General features: G+C 62.1%; 15 protein-coding genes and 1 tRNA gene. 7 read left to right on the top strand and 9 right to left on the bottom strand.

The genetic code is table 11. The features are described 5' to 3' along the window. Positions 1–15 precede the first annotated feature (15 nt). Positions 16–795 carry an META domain-containing protein gene (locus FEZ59_RS27755; protein WP_060938651.1) on the top strand — a complete coding sequence of 260 codons (780 nt, stop codon included), beginning with the start codon at positions 16–18 and terminating at the stop codon, positions 793–795. A 19-nt stretch (positions 796–814) separates the two neighbouring features. On the opposite strand, the gene FEZ59_RS27750 is transcribed toward FEZ59_RS27755, so the two are convergent. Continuing rightward, positions 815–1,369: a nucleosidase gene (locus FEZ59_RS27750; RefSeq protein WP_019747881.1), complete on the bottom strand. Its 555-nt coding sequence runs from the start codon at positions 1,367–1,369 to the stop codon at positions 815–817. A 68-nt stretch (positions 1,370–1,437) separates the two neighbouring features. Between FEZ59_RS27750 and nadE the strand changes: the two genes are divergently transcribed. After that, positions 1,438–2,262, top strand: a complete 825-nt coding sequence (nadE, locus tag FEZ59_RS27745) for an ammonia-dependent NAD(+) synthetase (protein WP_042951470.1) — start codon at positions 1,438–1,440, stop codon at positions 2,260–2,262. Positions 2,263–2,275: 13 nt separating this feature from the next. On the opposite strand, the gene FEZ59_RS27740 is transcribed toward nadE, so the two are convergent. From FEZ59_RS27740 to moaA, 3 genes are all read right to left on the bottom strand, one after another. Further along, positions 2,276–3,031 (bottom strand): hypothetical protein, encoded by a 756-nt coding sequence (locus FEZ59_RS27740; RefSeq protein WP_020969281.1) that lies wholly within the window; start codon positions 3,029–3,031, stop codon positions 2,276–2,278. 314 nt (positions 3,032–3,345) lie between these two features. Then, entirely contained in the window at positions 3,346–3,603 is a 258-nt protein-coding gene (locus FEZ59_RS27735) for a MoaD/ThiS family protein (RefSeq protein WP_003944706.1), read from the bottom strand. Next, on the bottom strand, positions 3,596–4,654 hold the full coding sequence (moaA, locus tag FEZ59_RS27730) for a GTP 3',8-cyclase MoaA (protein ID WP_134998797.1): 1,059 nt from the start codon (positions 4,652–4,654) through the stop codon (positions 3,596–3,598). Before moaA ends, FEZ59_RS27735 begins: the two co-directional genes overlap by 8 nt. 111 nt (positions 4,655–4,765) lie before the next feature. Between moaA and glp the strand changes: the two genes are divergently transcribed. From glp to FEZ59_RS27710, 4 genes are all read left to right on the top strand, one after another. Next, the gene (glp, locus tag FEZ59_RS27725; RefSeq protein ID WP_172933476.1) at positions 4,766–5,968 is read left to right on the top strand and encodes a gephyrin-like molybdotransferase Glp; all 1,203 of its coding nucleotides are present in this window, start codon (positions 4,766–4,768) and stop codon (positions 5,966–5,968) included. A gap of 28 nt (positions 5,969–5,996) precedes the next feature. Beyond that, positions 5,997–6,983, top strand: coding sequence for a bifunctional molybdenum cofactor biosynthesis protein MoaC/MoaB (gene moaCB / locus FEZ59_RS27720; protein WP_172933475.1), 987 nt, complete (start codon positions 5,997–5,999; stop codon positions 6,981–6,983). Beyond that, positions 6,976–7,389, top strand: a complete 414-nt coding sequence (locus tag FEZ59_RS27715) for a molybdenum cofactor biosynthesis protein MoaE (protein ID WP_003944730.1) — start codon at positions 6,976–6,978, stop codon at positions 7,387–7,389. Before moaCB ends, FEZ59_RS27715 begins: the two co-directional genes overlap by 8 nt. A gap of 228 nt (positions 7,390–7,617) precedes the next feature. Continuing rightward, positions 7,618–9,057 (top strand): DEAD/DEAH box helicase, encoded by a 1,440-nt coding sequence (locus FEZ59_RS27710; protein ID WP_019747875.1) that lies wholly within the window; start codon positions 7,618–7,620, stop codon positions 9,055–9,057. Between the two features lie 15 nt (positions 9,058–9,072). Here the strand turns inward: FEZ59_RS27710 and bluB are convergent, their stop codons facing one another. The 3 genes from bluB to FEZ59_RS27695 form a co-directional block, all read right to left on the bottom strand. Next, complete coding sequence (gene bluB / locus FEZ59_RS27705) at positions 9,073–9,702, bottom strand: 5,6-dimethylbenzimidazole synthase (protein ID WP_019747874.1); 630 nt, start codon at positions 9,700–9,702, stop codon at positions 9,073–9,075. After that, positions 9,699–10,751 carry a GTP-binding protein gene (locus tag FEZ59_RS27700; protein WP_172933474.1) on the bottom strand — a complete coding sequence of 351 codons (1,053 nt, stop codon included), beginning with the start codon at positions 10,749–10,751 and terminating at the stop codon, positions 9,699–9,701. Before FEZ59_RS27700 ends, bluB begins: the two co-directional genes overlap by 4 nt. 81 nt (positions 10,752–10,832) lie before the next feature. Continuing rightward, on the bottom strand, positions 10,833–11,435 hold the full coding sequence (locus FEZ59_RS27695) for a lipocalin family protein (protein ID WP_021334361.1): 603 nt from the start codon (positions 11,433–11,435) through the stop codon (positions 10,833–10,835). A gap of 178 nt (positions 11,436–11,613) precedes the next feature. On the opposite strand from FEZ59_RS27695, the gene FEZ59_RS27690 reads away from it, so the two are divergent. Further along, a complete protein-coding gene (locus FEZ59_RS27690) occupies positions 11,614–14,148 on the top strand; it encodes an AMP-binding protein (protein WP_172933473.1) in 2,535 nt (844 codons plus the stop codon). Between the two features lie 11 nt (positions 14,149–14,159). Here FEZ59_RS27690 and FEZ59_RS27685 read toward each other — a convergent pair whose 3' ends face one another. Both FEZ59_RS27685 and FEZ59_RS27680 read right to left on the bottom strand, forming a co-directional pair. Next, complete coding sequence (locus FEZ59_RS27685) at positions 14,160–15,275, bottom strand: FAD-dependent oxidoreductase (protein WP_080656765.1); 1,116 nt, start codon at positions 15,273–15,275, stop codon at positions 14,160–14,162. Positions 15,276–15,500: 225 nt separating this feature from the next. Beyond that, positions 15,501–15,573: transfer RNA gene (locus FEZ59_RS27680), tRNA-Ala, on the bottom strand. Between the last annotated feature and the right edge of the window lie 108 nt (positions 15,574–15,681).

Raw genomic sequence — 15,681 nt, 5'->3', positions numbered from 1 at the left:
ACTTAATGTGAGCCCATGCGCATCGCAGCTGCCGTCATCGGCCTCCTGACCATCGCCGCGGTAAGCGGTTGCTCCGCTTCGTCCGACTCCCCCGAGGACAAGACGGACCCCTCCGGCCGCGTCTTCATCTCGACCTCCGTCGACGGAACACAAATTCCCGGCGGTGGCCCGCTGACTCTCGATTTCAGCCAAGCGGATCGAGTGTCCGCGAGTGCCGGATGCAACACGGCAAACGGCTCGGTCGAGTTCACCGACGGCAAGCTGACCACCGGCACCATGGCGTCGACCATGATGGGCTGCCCTCCCGGCATCGCCGAATCCGACGCCTGGACAACAACATTGCTGACCTCCGCGCCGACGTGGAGCCTCGACGGCGACACCCTCACCCTGACATCGGACGACGCCACAGTGACTCTGCAGGACAAGAAGATCGTCACGCCGGATCGACCTCTGCAGGGCACGACGTGGACCGTCACGTCACTCATCGGTCCCGATGCGATCAGTACGAGCCTGGCTCTGGAGACGTCAGCTCCCGAACTCACGATTGCCGCAGACGGTTCGGTCAGCGGAACCACCGGATGCAATCGCATGACCGGAAGCGCCCAGGTATCCGACACCACAGTCACGTTCACGCCGATGGCAACCACGCGAATGGCCTGCCCCGAGGAGAACATGGACATCGAGCGTCAGATCCTGGCGGTACTCGACGGTGAAGTGAGCTACACCGTCGACGCCGACACACTGACCCTGCGCAAGCCCGACAACACCGGATTGATACTGACTGCGCAGGCTTGACCAGACGCTGCAGGCTCGATCAGACGTTGTCGAGCAGCCAGCGCCCCAATTCGCGGGCGCTGGCATCGATCATCGCGGGCCAGTCCAAGGCCGAGTCGTCCGCGTGATCGCTGACATGTTTGACGAGTCGGCAGGTAGCACCCGCAGCCTGCGCGGCGAATGCGATGGCAAACCCCTCCATGTCGACCAGATCGGCTCGCTGAGCGAGAGCGTCCCGGGTCGCAGTGTCGGCGATGAATGCGTCGCCGGTCGCCAACACCGAGTCGTCACCGCCGGCGAGCACCAAACGGTCCGCGACGTCGTGCCCCAGCGCTCGGATCGCGGTGCTGCTGATGTCGTGATTGATGACGACCCCGGGAACATAGAGGCCACCGTGGTGCGCGTGCAGCGCACCGGCGGTCCCGATGTTGACGACCAGCGGCAGATTCTCCCGCTCGTACCGCGCGAGAGCAGAGGCGACTGCTGTTGCAGCACTGACCTTTCCAATCCCCGTGATCAGCAGTTCGTATCCTTGCGGCACGTATGCCGCTTCCGACTTCGTCGCACTGACCACCAGAACGTTGTTCGCACTCATGTGCGCGACCGTACCGCCCCGGATACGGTGGCACTGCACGCGCCTGCTCACATCGCTAGAGTCCATTCATGGCCACACTGCGTGAAAGCATCATCGAAGAACTCGGCACAAAGCCGACAATCGACGCCGCAGCGGAGGTTCGCGCGCGAGTCCAGTTCCTGAAGGACTACGTGCGCTCGACCCCCGCCAAAGGGTTCGTTCTGGGAATCAGCGGCGGTCAGGACAGCACGCTCGCCGGAGCCCTCGCCCAACGCGCGGTCACTGAACTTCGTGAAGAAGGCCACGAGGCCGAGTTCGTCGCCGTTCGACTCCCCTATGGCGCGCAGGCCGACGAATCCGATGCTCAGATCGCACTCGGCTTCATCAAGCCGGACCGCTCTCTCACGGTCAACGTCAAGCCTGGCGCCGACGCCACAGCCCGTGAGGCCTCCGAGGCGTTGGGGAACGGCGAACTACGCGACTTCGTCCGCGGCAACATCAAGGCGCGCGAACGAATGGTCATTCAGTATGCAATTGCCGGTCAGCTCGGCTACTTGGTAATCGGTACCGACCACGCCGCAGAAGCGATTACCGGCTTCTTCACGAAATTCGGTGACGGCGGCGTCGACATCACGCCGCTCACCGGCCTGAGCAAACGTCAGGGCGCTGCGCTACTGCAGGAATTGGGCGCACCCGAGAGCACGTGGCGCAAGGTGCCGACCGCCGACCTCGAGGACGACCGACCCGCGCTGCCCGACGAAGTTGCCCTCGGCGTCACGTACTCACAGATAGACGACTACCTCGAAGGAAAGGACGTTTCCTCCGAGGTAGCCGAAAAGCTCGAGAAGATGTTCGCCAACACTCGTCACAAGCGCACGGTGCCGGTCACACCCCTGGATGACTGGTGGAAGTAACTCTTACCAGCGACTAGCTACCGAACAGGCTGCCGAAGACGTCGCCCAGCGAACCCGTTCCCGAAGCCGGATCCTTCTTCGCGAAGTTGGTGGTGCATCCGTTGAACTGCACCGCATCGACCAGCGTCGAGGTGGCAGCGGAGCCGGTCCCGACACTGACGCCGTAGTGGTCGACTACCGCTTTCGGGTTCGCGGCGACGATGTCAGCCAAAGGCACTGACACGCGGTCCTTGGCGCCGTCGATGTTCTGAGTGCTCCACCACACGCCCTTCTGGAGATCCGCGTGAACGCCGCCGTCAGCCGTCGGCGTCGCGTCCGGTCCCGGGACCCACACCAGGGTGGTGAATCCGTTCTCGAACTTTCCGCCGGTGGTTCCGGTGAGGCGGAGCTGGAACGCCGCAGTCGGCGTGGCGGCGCGCTCGGCAAAGCCGATCGCCTTGCTGACTGCGTCGGACAGCTTGATACCGCCGGCCGAATGGTAGGAAACCGAACGATCGCCGGTACCGTCGACGGCCAGCTTCAGTGAACCGTCCTTGTCGAGAACGTTGTCGGCCGAGTACGACGCGGTCTGATCCTTCTCGTCGGTGAACGGGATGCCCCACCCGTTCGGCGTCGCTTCGGTGGACAGCGTCGAGCACGAGGCTTCCGGCGCAGAAGAGCCGAGAGAACCGGTGGACGGAAGCGCAGTAGCAATTGCTGGAGCGGTGAGTGCAGCTGCCCCGAGGAGCGCTACGACGACGCCGACACGGCGCGTGGAATTAATCGACATTGAAATACCTTTCACATATCCCGACTGGAATTGCGCCAAAATTAACACATGTCGACAATTACCAACAGCGAAGGTATTTCTTTTGTCATCCAAACAGATGACAATTCACCTGGGCAATTAAAAGTGCATTTACTCCCCCAAAAGTAGGAGAAACTAAACAATACGACCAATGCTGGACAATTGACCAACAATGGAGAAAACGGAGATAGATGCCACTTGAGCTGGAGTGATCAAGATATAAATATTTAGACCGGGGAACCGAAATAGGACAAAACGTCGGCAGCCCACAGATAGCTACGCCGACGATCCTCGAACTATCCTCCCGCGAAAGGGGGAAGAATATCCACAGCGCTACCGGAGGCTCGAGAGACGTCGCGGGTCAACTCGTCACCGACGAGGAAAGCCGAGACCGACAGCACTCGCTCCATCTCCGGTCCGTATCGCCCGACCAAGACCGCCACCAACTCGGCAAGTGTGTTGTCGGGCGAAATGGCGACTACCTCGCTACGGCAACCGGATACATCCGCTGCAGCAGCAAAGTAACGAACCGAGATCGAATGCGGATCAGCCACCGATCGCTCCCATACTTCTTTCGGGCGGAACGAAGTCCGCGGCGTCGATGCCGTGCCCTGCCCATTTGTTCCACATCGCACCGCGCCACAAATCCGCAAGTTCGTCGTCACTTGCTCCGGCCCTGAGCGCGGCACGCAGATCAACTTCACGGTCACTGAACAAACATGACCGAATTGTCCCCTCTGCAGTCATTCGCGTCCGATCGCAATCACTGCAGAACGAGCGCGTCACCGAAGCGATGATCCCCACCGTCATTTCAGTTCCGTTGACACGCCATTCTTCAGCAGGAGCCGACGGGTCTTCGCGACCGATTGCGGCCAATTCGAAACGGTCACTCAATTCCGACAGCAATTCAGCCGCAGTCACCATGTTCTCGCGCGCCCAAGCATGGTCTGCATCGAGAGGCATTTGTTCGATGAACCGCAATTCGACTCCGGCGTCGAGGCACCACTGTAAAAGGTCCGCCGCGCCGTGGAGCGTTTCGCGCATGAGAACGGCATTTACCTTGAGCGGCGCCAGTCCAGCCACCGCGGCCGCTCGGATTCCCGCGAGAACCGAAGGCAACCTGTCTCGACGCGTCAATTCCGCGAAGTGCGCGCGATCAACCGAATCCAGGGAAACATTGACGCGGGTCAAACCAGCTGCAGCCAGCTTTGCGGCACGATGTTCGAGCCCAACGGCGTTGGTGGTCATGGCAAGTGGAATTCCTGGCACGCGCGCGGCGCACCCCGCGATGATCTTTTCGAGGTCACTACGCATCAGCGGTTCGCCGCCGGTGAACCTCACCTCGCGAATACCGACTCGTTCGACACCGATTCCGACTACTCGAACGATCTCGTCGGCACTCAGAAGGTCTTCCGCAGCGATGGCCGGCAAGCCTTCCTCCGGCATGCAATACGTGCAACGAAGTGAACACTTCTCGGTGATCGAGACTCGCAGATCTCTGGCAACACGCCCGAACCTGTCGACCAGGAGATCCGTCTCGGGACGACCGGCGAGGGAGGCAGCGTCAAACCGCACGGTGGGAATTCCCATCGAGACCACTGTCATCACTTCACCAACTTCCGTATTGCTCCAGTATGACCGAAAGCCGTACTCCGTGTGTCGGACGGACCACACCGCCTAGGATCAAAACATGTCGAGGTTGTCGAGGTTACTGTCATGAGCGCGCGTTCGGTCGAGGAACACGCTGCGCACATCTCCGGATTGCTCACCGGCCTGCACACCCTCTCTCCGTCGGCGGTTCCGACGGCAGAAGCGTTGGGGCGCATAACTTGCTCGGATATCGCATCGCCGGTGGACCTGCCCCTCTTCCGCAACTCACAGATGGACGGATATGCGGTCGATGCTGCTTCTGTGGCCTCGGTTCCGACCACACTGACGGTTCGAGGCGTGATCGCCGCTGGAAGCGGAAAACCACCGAAACACCTTCCAGGATCGGCATTTCGCATCATGACCGGTGCGCCGCTCCCCGAGGGTGCCGACGCCGTCGTTCCCGTCGAGGACACCACGGGCGTCACCGAGCACGTGGTCACCATCGAACGGGGCAGGTCTGTAGGCGAATTCGTTCGCGAACGTGGCAGTGACATCACTGCCGGAATGCTACTGGTCACGGCCGGAACACACTTGGAACCTCGCCATATCGCCGCGCTGAGTGCTGTGGGCCTGGCCTCGCTCGACACGTACACGAAGCCACGGGTCGCGATAATTACGACGGGCGCCGAACTGAAAAGTGCCGGAACAACTCTCGAACCCGGCGAGATCTACGATTCCAACGGACCAGCTTTGGCAACATTGGCCGAAGCCAACGGCGCCGATGTCGTATCCGTCGCCCGAAGCAGCGACGACCCGGCCGAATTCCGCGAATTACTCTCGTACGCAACCTCGGTCGCCGATCTGGTTTTCACCTCCGGTGGGGTGTCCATGGGCGATTTCGAGGTGGTGAAGGAAACTCTCACCCCTCTGGGTGCACACTTCGGCCACGTCGCAATGCAACCTGGTGGCCCGCAAGGCACTGCAGTGGTGAACGAAGTGCCGGTCCTGAGTTTCCCGGGCAACCCGGTCAGCACGATGGTCTCGTTCGAGGTCTTCGCCCGCAGCGAACTGCGCCGGGCCGCGGGTCTGCCCGAGATCCCGCGCGAACGGCTGCCACTGACTGCACCGCTGCACTCGATTGATGGCAAGCGCCAGTTCCTGCGCGCGCGTAGAACTGCGGACGGTATCGAACTCGTGGCCGGACCCGGCTCGCACCTCGTTGCAGCAATGGCGTGGGCCGACGTCCTGATCGACGTCCCCGCTGCCGTGACCGAACTCGGCGCGGGCGATCTCGTCGACGTCCTCCCGCTCTCGACTTCCTCGATTTGATTCACTCGATCTGATTCAAAGGACACTCATGACCGAATTGACACACGTCGACAGCGAAGGCCGAGCGCGCATGGTCGACGTCAGCGCCAAGGCCGAGACGACGCGCATCGCCGTCGCTGCCGGTGAACTCGTCACGACCGCCGAGGTAGTTCGCCTCGTCCGCGCCGACGGCATGCCCAAGGCCGATGTCCTCACCACCGCGCGCATTGCCGGAATCGCCGGTGCAAAAAGGACGTCCGAGCTGATCCCGTTGTGTCATCAGCTCGCGCTTTCGTCGGTCAAGGTGGAATTCGGGTTCACCGAAACCTCGATCACCGTCGAAGCGACGGCAAAGACTCGCGGACAGACCGGCGTCGAGATGGAAGCACTCACCGCCGTCGCGGTAGCCGGCCTGACCTTGCACGACATGGTCAAAGCGGTCGATCCCGGAGCCACCATGAACGGTGTTCGCCTGCTCACCAAAGACGGTGGTAAACACGGACATTGGACCCGCGACACTCAGAACGCACAGACATCTCCAGCGCACGCCTTCACCTCGCCACGGTCCGCAACCGTCCTCGTCGCTTCCACCGGCGGTGCCAACGGAACCAGACCCGACACCACCGGACCGACGATCGCAGCCTGGCTACGCGAGCGGGACTTCGAGGTGCGTGGACCGCTTGTGTACGCCGACGCAGACATCGCGGCAGGCATCGCTGACGCCAAGGAGGGCTCCCCGTCGCTTGTCATCAGCACCGGCGGCACCGGTGCTTCCCCCACGGATGCAACCCCGGAAGCTACCCGGGCAGTCTTGACCCGTGAGTTGCCCGGGGTCGCAGAAGCGATCCGAACCAAGGGCCTCGAGAAGACCCCACACGCGTCACTGAGCCGTGGTGTGGCAGGTCTCACAGGTACGACGGTCATCGTCAATCTTCCGGGTTCTCCCGGTGGAGTGAAGGACGGTCTCGCCGTCCTCGAACCCATCATCGATCACCTGCTCGCGCAGGTCGCAGGCGGAGGAGCACACGATGAGTGAGCTACTGGCTCGGATCTCCGAGCAACCGATTCACGCAGACACCGTCGACGCCGCCGTTGCCGGTCCGAAGAACGGCGCTGTTGTGGTGTTCACGGGAACGGTGCGCAATCACGATGGAGGTCAAGCAGTTTCAGCGTTGGAGTACCAGGCACACCCGGACGCGGAACGCTTTCTCGAGACGTGCTGCCAAGAGGTTGCAGCCTCGACCGGCCTGCCGGTTGCCGCGATCCATCGCGTCGGCCACCTCGAGATCGGTGACCTCGCACTGGTCGCCGCCGTCGCCGCCCCGCATCGAGCGGAGGCGTTCGCCGCGTGCGCCGAACTGGTGGAGCGCATCAAGCACGAGGTACCGATCTGGAAGCGGCAACACTTCGCAAACGGCGTCTCCGAATGGGTCGGGTTGTAGGTCGAACGCTCCGAGAAGGTAGAGTTGCGATCACTAGGTGCCTGAAATCGGGCATCCAGCGTCGTAGAACGCAAATTTTCTTGCTGAGTGCTCAATGCACCCGCTCTTCTTACGGCGAAGAAGCCTGCCGACCGGCAGCGCCGCCACCACTGTGCTTGATTGTTCGACCGGTTAATTCCCGTGTCGGCATCCGGGCACGAACACGTGCCCGAAAGGCTCTGAACACACTTGTCTGACATCTCTACGCCCGCTACCACCTTCGCAGCCCTCGGTGTGCGCGCACCGCTGGTGAAAGCTCTCGAAGACGGCGGAATCACTTCTCCGTTCCCGATCCAGATCGACACCCTCCCCGACACTCTTTCGGGGCGCGACGTACTGGGCCGCGGAAAGACCGGAAGCGGCAAGACCCTCGCGTTCTCCATCCCCATGGTCTCCCGCCTCGCCGGCGAACTGTCCGGAGGAAAGCGTCGTCCGGGTCGACCGCTCGGCCTGGTGCTCGCACCGACGCGTGAGCTCGCCACCCAGATCACCGCAACCCTCGAACCGTTGGCCGCCGCATACGACTTGCGCGTGACCACCATCTTCGGTGGCGTCTCGCAGCACCGCCAGGTTCAGGCTCTCAAGGCCGGAGTCGACATCGTCGTCGCCTGCCCCGGTCGCCTCGAAGACCTCATGAAGCAGAAATTCGTCAGCCTCGACGCCGTCGAGATCACCGTGCTCGACGAGGCCGACCACATGGCCGACCTCGGCTTCCTGCCCGTCGTCACCCGCATCCTCTCGTCCACCCCGCAGGACGGGCAGCGCCTTCTGTTCTCGGCAACGCTGGACAACGGCGTCGACAAGCTCGTCAAGCGTTTCCTCAAGAACGAGGTCATGCATTCGGTCGACGAGGCCAACTCCCCCGTCGCAGCGATGACGCACCACGTGTTCGACGTCGACGGCGTCGAAGCCAAGAAGGCTCTGGTCGAGAAGCTCGCTTCCGGTACCGGTCGTCGCATCCTGTTCATGCGCACCAAGCACCAGGCACGCAAGTTGGCTCGCCAGCTCACCGAGTCGGGCATCCCGTCAGTGGACCTGCACGGCAACCTCTCTCAGGCTGCTCGCGACCGTAACCTGGCGGCATTCTCCGCCGGTGAAGCGCGCGTCCTCGTCGCCACCGACGTCGCAGCGCGCGGCGTCCACGTCGACGACGTCGAGTTGGTCGTCCACGTCGATCCGCCGGCCGAGCACAAGGCGTACCTGCACCGCAGTGGTCGCACCGCTCGAGCAGGCAGCGCCGGCGACGTGGTCACCGTGGTTCTGCCCGAGCAGCGTAAGGATCTCGCGATCCTCATGCGTAAGGCAGCCATCAAGGTGACCCCGGTTCGTTCGACTGCCAACTCCGAGCACGTCGTCAAGTTGGTCGGCGACATCGCACCGCACGTCACGCCGGCTCCGAAGGCTCCGGCCCAGCCGAACGGTGGACGCGGACAGCGTCCCGCCGGCCAGGGTGGACGCGGCGGCGCAGCACGTTCGGGTCAGGCGCGCTCCGGACAGGGCGGTCAGTCACGCGGTGCTCGCACCGGCGGAGTTGCTCGTCAGGAACATGCAGGCGGCGGCGCTCGCCGTCCCCGCACCGGCGGCGGCGCTCGCACCGCAGGCTCCACCGGGGGCCGTCCCGCGCGCTAGGCCACCCGGTACAACTCAATAGGTTTCGTAGTGGACAGCGTCGGCCAATGGCCGGCGCTGTCGCCATCCGAAGCGCTCGAGATCCGGAACCTGTTGAAACTCAGTCACCTTCCCGACGCACAGCCACGCAATGGGGCGTACGGGCGACGGAATGCCCATGAGTTCGGTGAGGTACTTCTCGTCGTAGAACGAAACCCAGCCGATGCCGATCTCCTCGGCCACTGCGGCGAGCCACAAATTCTGAATTGCGAGTACCGCCGAGAACAGTCCGGTGTCGTCGACGGTATGACGGCCGAGGATGTTCGGGCCACCGCGTGACGGGTCGTAAGTGACGACGATGCCGGTACCGCTCTCGGCGATTCCCTCGATCTTGATAGGGTCGAACGTCGATCGGCGATCCTCGGGCAAAGACTGCGCGAACTTCAGCCGGGCATCGGCGACATGTGCCGCGAAGGTATTGAGCGTCTCCGGATTACGAACGACGACAAAATCCCACGGTTGCGTGTTTCCCACGCTCGGCGCGCGATGGGCGGCGTCGAGAATGCGCATCAGAGTTTCGTCGGGGATGACCTCTCCCGAGAACTCGGCGCGAACGTCTCGCCGTCGCCGAATCGCTTCGTACACGGATACATCTGATTCACTCACGCCCCGACGGTATAGCGGTGCAATCCCAGCATGGCGTCGGGGTGCGGTTCGACCGTTTCCTCGCGCACGCAGGCGCGGAGTGCGCTGCCGACCACTCCCGAATCCATCCCGGTACCGATCACAACCAGTTGCGTGGTTCGAGGTTCGCCCGACTTCCACCGCAGCGGCGTGATCCGAACATGATCACCCACCGATTGGATCTCGAATTTTCCTGTGTAACCCGGAATCTCGAAGTTCACGAATCCTTTGATGCGGTACACCCCAGGCGGTTGATTCTCGAGGAAATGCGTCAGAGCCCTGGCATCGAGTGGCATCTCCGACGTGAAATCAACCGATTCGTAGCGGTGGTGCAGGTGATCGTGGTGACACGAGCCGTCCTCGTGATCGTCGTCGTGCCCCTCGCGCAGGAGCTCGTCGAGGCTCAGTTGATCGCCCGGAGCGGGAGGGGTCACCTCACCGGAATCGAACAGCAGAGCAGGGTCTATCCGTGAATGCGCCGTCTCCACTATCGGCGCTCGCGGATTCAACTCGCGAATTCCGGCCGTGAATCTCTCGCGCTCGGAGACCGGAACGCTGTCGATCTTGTTGACTACCACCAGGTCTGCCAGGCGGACATGTTGATCGAGCTCGGGATGTTCGCGGCGAACGGTGGAGAAATTGGCTCCGTCGACCAGGACCACCAGGCCGCCGTAGACGACAGACGGGTTCCCACTTCCGAGGACGAGTCGAATCATGTTCCGCGGCTCAGCAAGCCCGCTCGCCTCGATGACGATGACGTCGATCCCGGATTGCCGGTGCGCCAACTTGTTCAGCATCTCGTCCATGTCCGAGACGTCGACAGCGCAGCACAAACAGCCGTTACTGAGAGACACCATCGAATCGACCTGACCGGCGACCATCATCGAGTCGATGTTGACGGAGCCGAAGTCGTTGACGATCACGCCGATGCGTACACCGTCGTTGTTGCGCAGAAGATGGTTGAGCAGCGTCGTCTTTCCCGAGCCGAGAAAGCCTGCGACGACTATTACGGGAATCTGCTTCTTCGCCACCACGCAACCTTCCGAAACCACACGTACCGATCAGTGATCGTAGTGGAGTGTGGCTCCGGAAGGTTCACGCTGACAGCAGACTCACACCGTGCAGAGCGGACGGATGTCCGACGTGCCCTCGGTGGTTGGTGACGTCAAGATCGTGCACGCGTTGTATCCACGGGATTCGGCGACCCGACGGATCTCACTCCAGCCGGCCGCGTCGACAATCGGGGACCGTGAGAGCACGAACCCGGAAAGCCTGAGTGGATCGCCCACCAGTGCCCACGAATAGTCGTCGGCGATATACGTGACGATGTAGTTGGGCGGACCGTCCAAACTCTCCTGCGAGGGCACCCCGGGGAAGCTCACATGCAACTGGGCACCCGTTGCTGGATCGGTAACTCGGGCATTCCCGACGATCTCGTTGGCTTGGCCGGTCCACGTCGTACACGTGTTCTTCACGCTCACGTTCGACGAATCGACGATCCCGTAACTCGCCCGGGTGTCCTTCGCGCACGCGAGGTTGAAGGGCTGAGGAATCGCCGCCACCTGGTTCCATTCCCCTACGTAGCGCGCGGCGTCCAGGTTCGCCACCGGCTGCAGAGGTTCCCAGAGTGGGCTCGCCTGCGCGGTTCCCGAAAACAGCGTCGCTGCGGCGCACACTCCCGCAATCGCAATCGCACTTCGCCCCGACCACTTCATGTCATTGCTCCTCGTCTGTACAACGCTCGATCGGCATTGGTTCCTCAAGGTATTCGGAGCTGACGGACTGGAGGATGGGGAGGTATGTAAAACTACTTTCGGTTTGTTATGGACCTACTTCACAAACCTTATGTAGTCTTTGCTCAAAGATAGCTGAAAGTCGGACGGAGCTACTGTGATGAAGGTTGTCGACTTAGGTCTCGAGCGCACTCGCTATGCAGTCATCGACGAGACGATCGAGTCGAGGTGGCGCCGAGTCACCTCGATGCAGCATGACAGCGTTGCCGTCGTGACTCCGCGCGACCGGATCACTTTCGCCGAACTCGAACTCCGGACCGATGCATTGGTCCGCGAACTTCGCCTGCGTGGGTCACACGGGGCTCGCCCGGTTGCGGTTGATCTCGAACCAACCGCCGAGTCGGTGCCCGCCATCCTCGCTACTCTGATTTCCGGTCGGCCCTTGGTCATGATCGACCCACAACTCCCCGAGGCCCGGCGAGCGCACATCATGAGCGCCTCGGGCGCCGTCGCGCTGCAGTCGATCCTCGACGAATCGGCCGCAACCGGCTTCCGTTTCGACAACGCGCTGGAACCATCGAGTTCCGACCCTGCCATGATCGCGTTCACATCAGGGACCAGTGGAGCGCCCAAGGGAGTCGTGTTGAGCCACTCCATGTGCCTGAACAAAGCCGACGAACTCGCCGCAGCAATCGACCTGCGCCCCGACGATCACATCGGAAACCTCTTGCCCGTCAGTTTCGGAGCCGGAATCACGGCCCTGATCATGGGACTGATGAACGGCGTCACGGTCTTCTGCTGGGATCCACGCATAGACGGAGTTTCGGGAATCGACGACTGGCTGATCGAGAATTCGATCACGACCGCGCACTGCGCGCCGTCATTCCTGCGGGCGTGGTCAGGCCTCGAATCCGATGAAACACCGGATAATTCGCTCGGATTGCTGCGGGTCGTCGTGACGTACGGGGAAGCAGTTCACGGCGAGGACTACGCGCGCCATCGCAGTCACGGCTTCGCTCGCGTCACGTACGTCAACTGGCTGGCCACCACCGAGACCGGTGTCGTCGCGTACAACGCGTTCCCACCACATTCCGAACTACCCGTCGGAGTGGTTCCGGCCGGACGTGCTCGCGACGGCAAGGACGTACAGATCGTCGATGTGAACGGCGTGCCTCTCCCCGACGGAGAGATCGGCGAGATACAGGTTGTCTCGAGCGATCTTGCCGATGGATACCACGGTGACCCGGATCGCACTGCGGCACGATTCACGCGCCTCGGCGACGGAGTGAGCATCTACCGGACCGGTGACCGGGGCCGTATCGACGAACGCGGCGAGCTACAACTGCGGGGACGCGTCGACGACGCCGTCAAGATTCGGGGCTATTTGGTAGAGCCGATGGAAGTCGAGGCGCATATTCGTCGAATTCCCGGCGTCGCCGATGTTTGCGTGGCTGTCGTCCTCGAGAACGATCGACCGGAGATTGTCGCCTACGTGGTCCTGACCAAAGCCGTGATGGCACGGTCGGGCGCCGAAATGCGCCGCGAATTGGCCAAATTTCTACCGGCCTGGATGCTCCCCCGACATTTTGTTCTGATGCCAGCGTTGCCGCGCAACGAAAGAGGAAAGGTCGATCGCCCGACGCTGCCGACTGTCGCGGTGCGGTCCACTCCACCGACTCTCGCCGGGCCCGCCGAATTGTGGTTGTCCTCGATCTGGGAGTCGATTCTCGGTATCGACTCCATCGACCGTGATGACGACTTCTTCGAACTCGGTGGCGATTCGCTTGCTTCAACCGAAGTGGTGGCAAAGATTCACGACATGTTCCGGATCCGGATCACGGCGGCGGAGTTCGCGGCCGCCAGCACCGTCAAAGACCTTGCAGCGCTGGTGGATCGGTGCAGAATCGATCCCGATGATCGTGTCTGTCACAACACGATGGTTCCGCTGAAGCTCGAAGGGTCCGGGCGACCGCTGTTCATCATGAACGGAGCGGGGTGCCCATCGACGACGCTGTCCACCTTGTCGAAAGCGCTTCACACCGATCGGCCGGTTTACGCACTTCAGCCACATGGCTTCGAATCTCGCGGACTACCCGACCGGTCAGTGAAAGCAAGCGCCCGCCGTTTCATATTCGAAATCAAGAAGATTCAGCCCACCGGGCCATACCTCCTCGCCGGTTACTCGTACGGCGGCTACGTGGCGCTGGAGATGGCGTCACAGCTGTCCGAGTCCGGTGACACTGTCGAGCACGTCACCGTTCTCGACACCAGAATCTCCACCGAGACTGCCGCACGACTGGCCGGTCGAGCGGGCATCAGCTTGGATCCGTCGATCGTCGATCTCGCACCACAACCATCCACCAATATTCGATGGAAGCCGACCAGGCGCACCGTCGCGGCGATGTGGATCCGCACGCTCTTCGCCGGCATTCTGCAGTACCCACCGGCCACCCAGTGGACGGTGTTCCTCTACATCGGCGGCCAGGCGCTCCGGAAGCATCGGATGCGAACGTGCGCCGCGCCTGTCACGGTGATCCGTGGAGCCACCAACAACCGTGGACGTGAGATCTGGTCACTCATCGCCACAGGCTCCCTCGATTTCGACGACGTCGACGCGTGTCACGAAGACGTCGTCCGTCAACCGTACGTCCGCAAGACTGCGGCGATCATCGACCGAATCTGCGATCGAGCGTGACCAACTGCGGCTCACGTCCAGCTGTAGAAGAGAGAGCGGCGCGGAGTGACAGCCCATTCGGTCGTCGACGAACAGACCCTTTCCTTGACGAATCCACCCGCCCTGCCCGCAATGACCACTCCCGTTGACTCGTCGACACGAGTGGTCCGCTGGAACACACCTCGCCGCCTCCCGAGACTGATGCACCGGCCTGCGAACTTCGGAGCCACCGGGCGCGGCGCGGAACCTTCGAGTCGATGCAGGATCGTTTCGGCCGCATGGACTCCCAAGGGGATCGCGGCCTGACAACTCATCCTCAGTGAAAGATCACCGACTGCGACCGCATCACCCGCACCAAAGATGTTGGGGTGGGACGAGCATTCCAGTCGATCGTCGACCTTCAGACGACCGAGATCGTCGACCGGGAGGCCACTTCGGCGCGCCAGCTCGGGGACACCGAATTCTGTCGCGAGAATCGTGCAATCGGCCTCAACCCGTACACCTCCCGCTAGCTCGCAGGACGAACCGTCGATCCGAGTCACCCGGGATTCGGTGACAATATCAACCCCAAGGTCGGTCAATGTTCTGAGAATTGCCGATCGAGCACGATCTGACAGATCCGGGGCCAAGATTCCTCCGGTCACCAAAGTGATTCGGCTGCTTCGCTGCTCAGCCAATTCTGCGGCAGTCTCGATCCCGGTGAGACCGCCGCCGACAACGCAGACCGCAGCCTTCTCATCGAGAGTCGCCAGCCTGGACGAGAGGCGATCCGCGTCCTCGAATTCGGCGACGCCGAACCCGTGCTCGTCCGCCCCGGCGATCGTGCTGGGTAACTGCCTACTTCCGACTGCGTAGACCAAGTAGTCGTAGTCGAGCACGCTTCCGTCGTCGAGGGTGAGCCTGCCGCGCGCCGCCTCGATCGTCGTCACCTCTCCGAAGACTCGGTGTGCCGCACGCGGTAGCGCCCTGTCGAACGAGACCGTCGCGTCGTAGCCAGCCGCGATCATCTGATGGAGCCTGATTCTTTGCACGAAGTGTGGGCGCGGATTCACGACGCTCACCGTGATGTCCGACCGAGTTCGCAGCAGTCGCTTCGCTGCCATGACGCCCGCATATCCTGCCCCGATTATCGCCACGTGTGCACTCATGGTTCTCCGTTCCGCCGACGGTCCCCATGCCGAGAATGCACGGGATGATCAGGCCTCATCGCGGACGTTATTGAACATTGACGCCCTGGCGTTATGGCGGTCGACACATCTAGGCAGAACTGTGCTGCATGCAATAGAGACTCGAAAAACACAGGGTCGACAACACAACACTGGCTCGAAAACAACAAATGCTCTGCACCGGTTGGTGCAGAGCATTTGTTCGGGTGGAGCTAAGGGGACTCGAACCCCTGACCCCCACACTGCCAGTGTGGTGCGCTACCAGCTGCGCCATAGCCCCGTATTCAATTCACTCTAACAGTCGAACTCGCAGCGGCTTTTCTGCTTTCCGCTTGCTGGAAGAAAGTTACACCACTTGACTCCTGGGCAACAAATCGCCTGGTCAGAG

Source organism: Rhodococcus sp. MS13, assembly GCF_013277835.1.
Lineage (GTDB): Bacteria > Actinomycetota > Actinomycetes > Mycobacteriales > Mycobacteriaceae > Rhodococcus_F > Rhodococcus_F erythropolis.
This window is presented reverse-complemented; position numbering and strand designations above follow the sequence as displayed.

Bases quoted from the DNA above. Each gene is read 5' to 3' on its own strand.
- FEZ59_RS27755 (WP_060938651.1), top strand. From the start codon at position 16: ATGCGCATCGCAGCTGCCGTCATCGGCCTCCTGACCATCGCCGCGGTA.
- FEZ59_RS27750 (WP_019747881.1), bottom strand. From the start codon at position 1,369: ATGAGTGCGAACAACGTTCTGGTGGTCAGTGCGACGAAGTCGGAAGCG.
- nadE (WP_042951470.1), top strand. From the start codon at position 1,438: ATGGCCACACTGCGTGAAAGCATCATCGAAGAACTCGGCACAAAGCCG.
- FEZ59_RS27740 (WP_020969281.1), bottom strand. From the start codon at position 3,031: ATGTCGATTAATTCCACGCGCCGTGTCGGCGTCGTCGTAGCGCTCCTC.
- moaA (WP_134998797.1), bottom strand. From the start codon at position 4,654: ATGACAGTGGTCTCGATGGGAATTCCCACCGTGCGGTTTGACGCTGCC.
- glp (WP_172933476.1), top strand. From the start codon at position 4,766: ATGAGCGCGCGTTCGGTCGAGGAACACGCTGCGCACATCTCCGGATTG.
- moaCB (WP_172933475.1), top strand. From the start codon at position 5,997: ATGACCGAATTGACACACGTCGACAGCGAAGGCCGAGCGCGCATGGTC.
- FEZ59_RS27715 (WP_003944730.1), top strand. From the start codon at position 6,976: ATGAGTGAGCTACTGGCTCGGATCTCCGAGCAACCGATTCACGCAGAC.
- FEZ59_RS27695 (WP_021334361.1), bottom strand. From the start codon at position 11,435: ATGAAGTGGTCGGGGCGAAGTGCGATTGCGATTGCGGGAGTGTGCGCC.
- FEZ59_RS27690 (WP_172933473.1), top strand. From the start codon at position 11,614: ATGAAGGTTGTCGACTTAGGTCTCGAGCGCACTCGCTATGCAGTCATC.
- FEZ59_RS27685 (WP_080656765.1), bottom strand. From the start codon at position 15,275: ATGAGTGCACACGTGGCGATAATCGGGGCAGGATATGCGGGCGTCATG.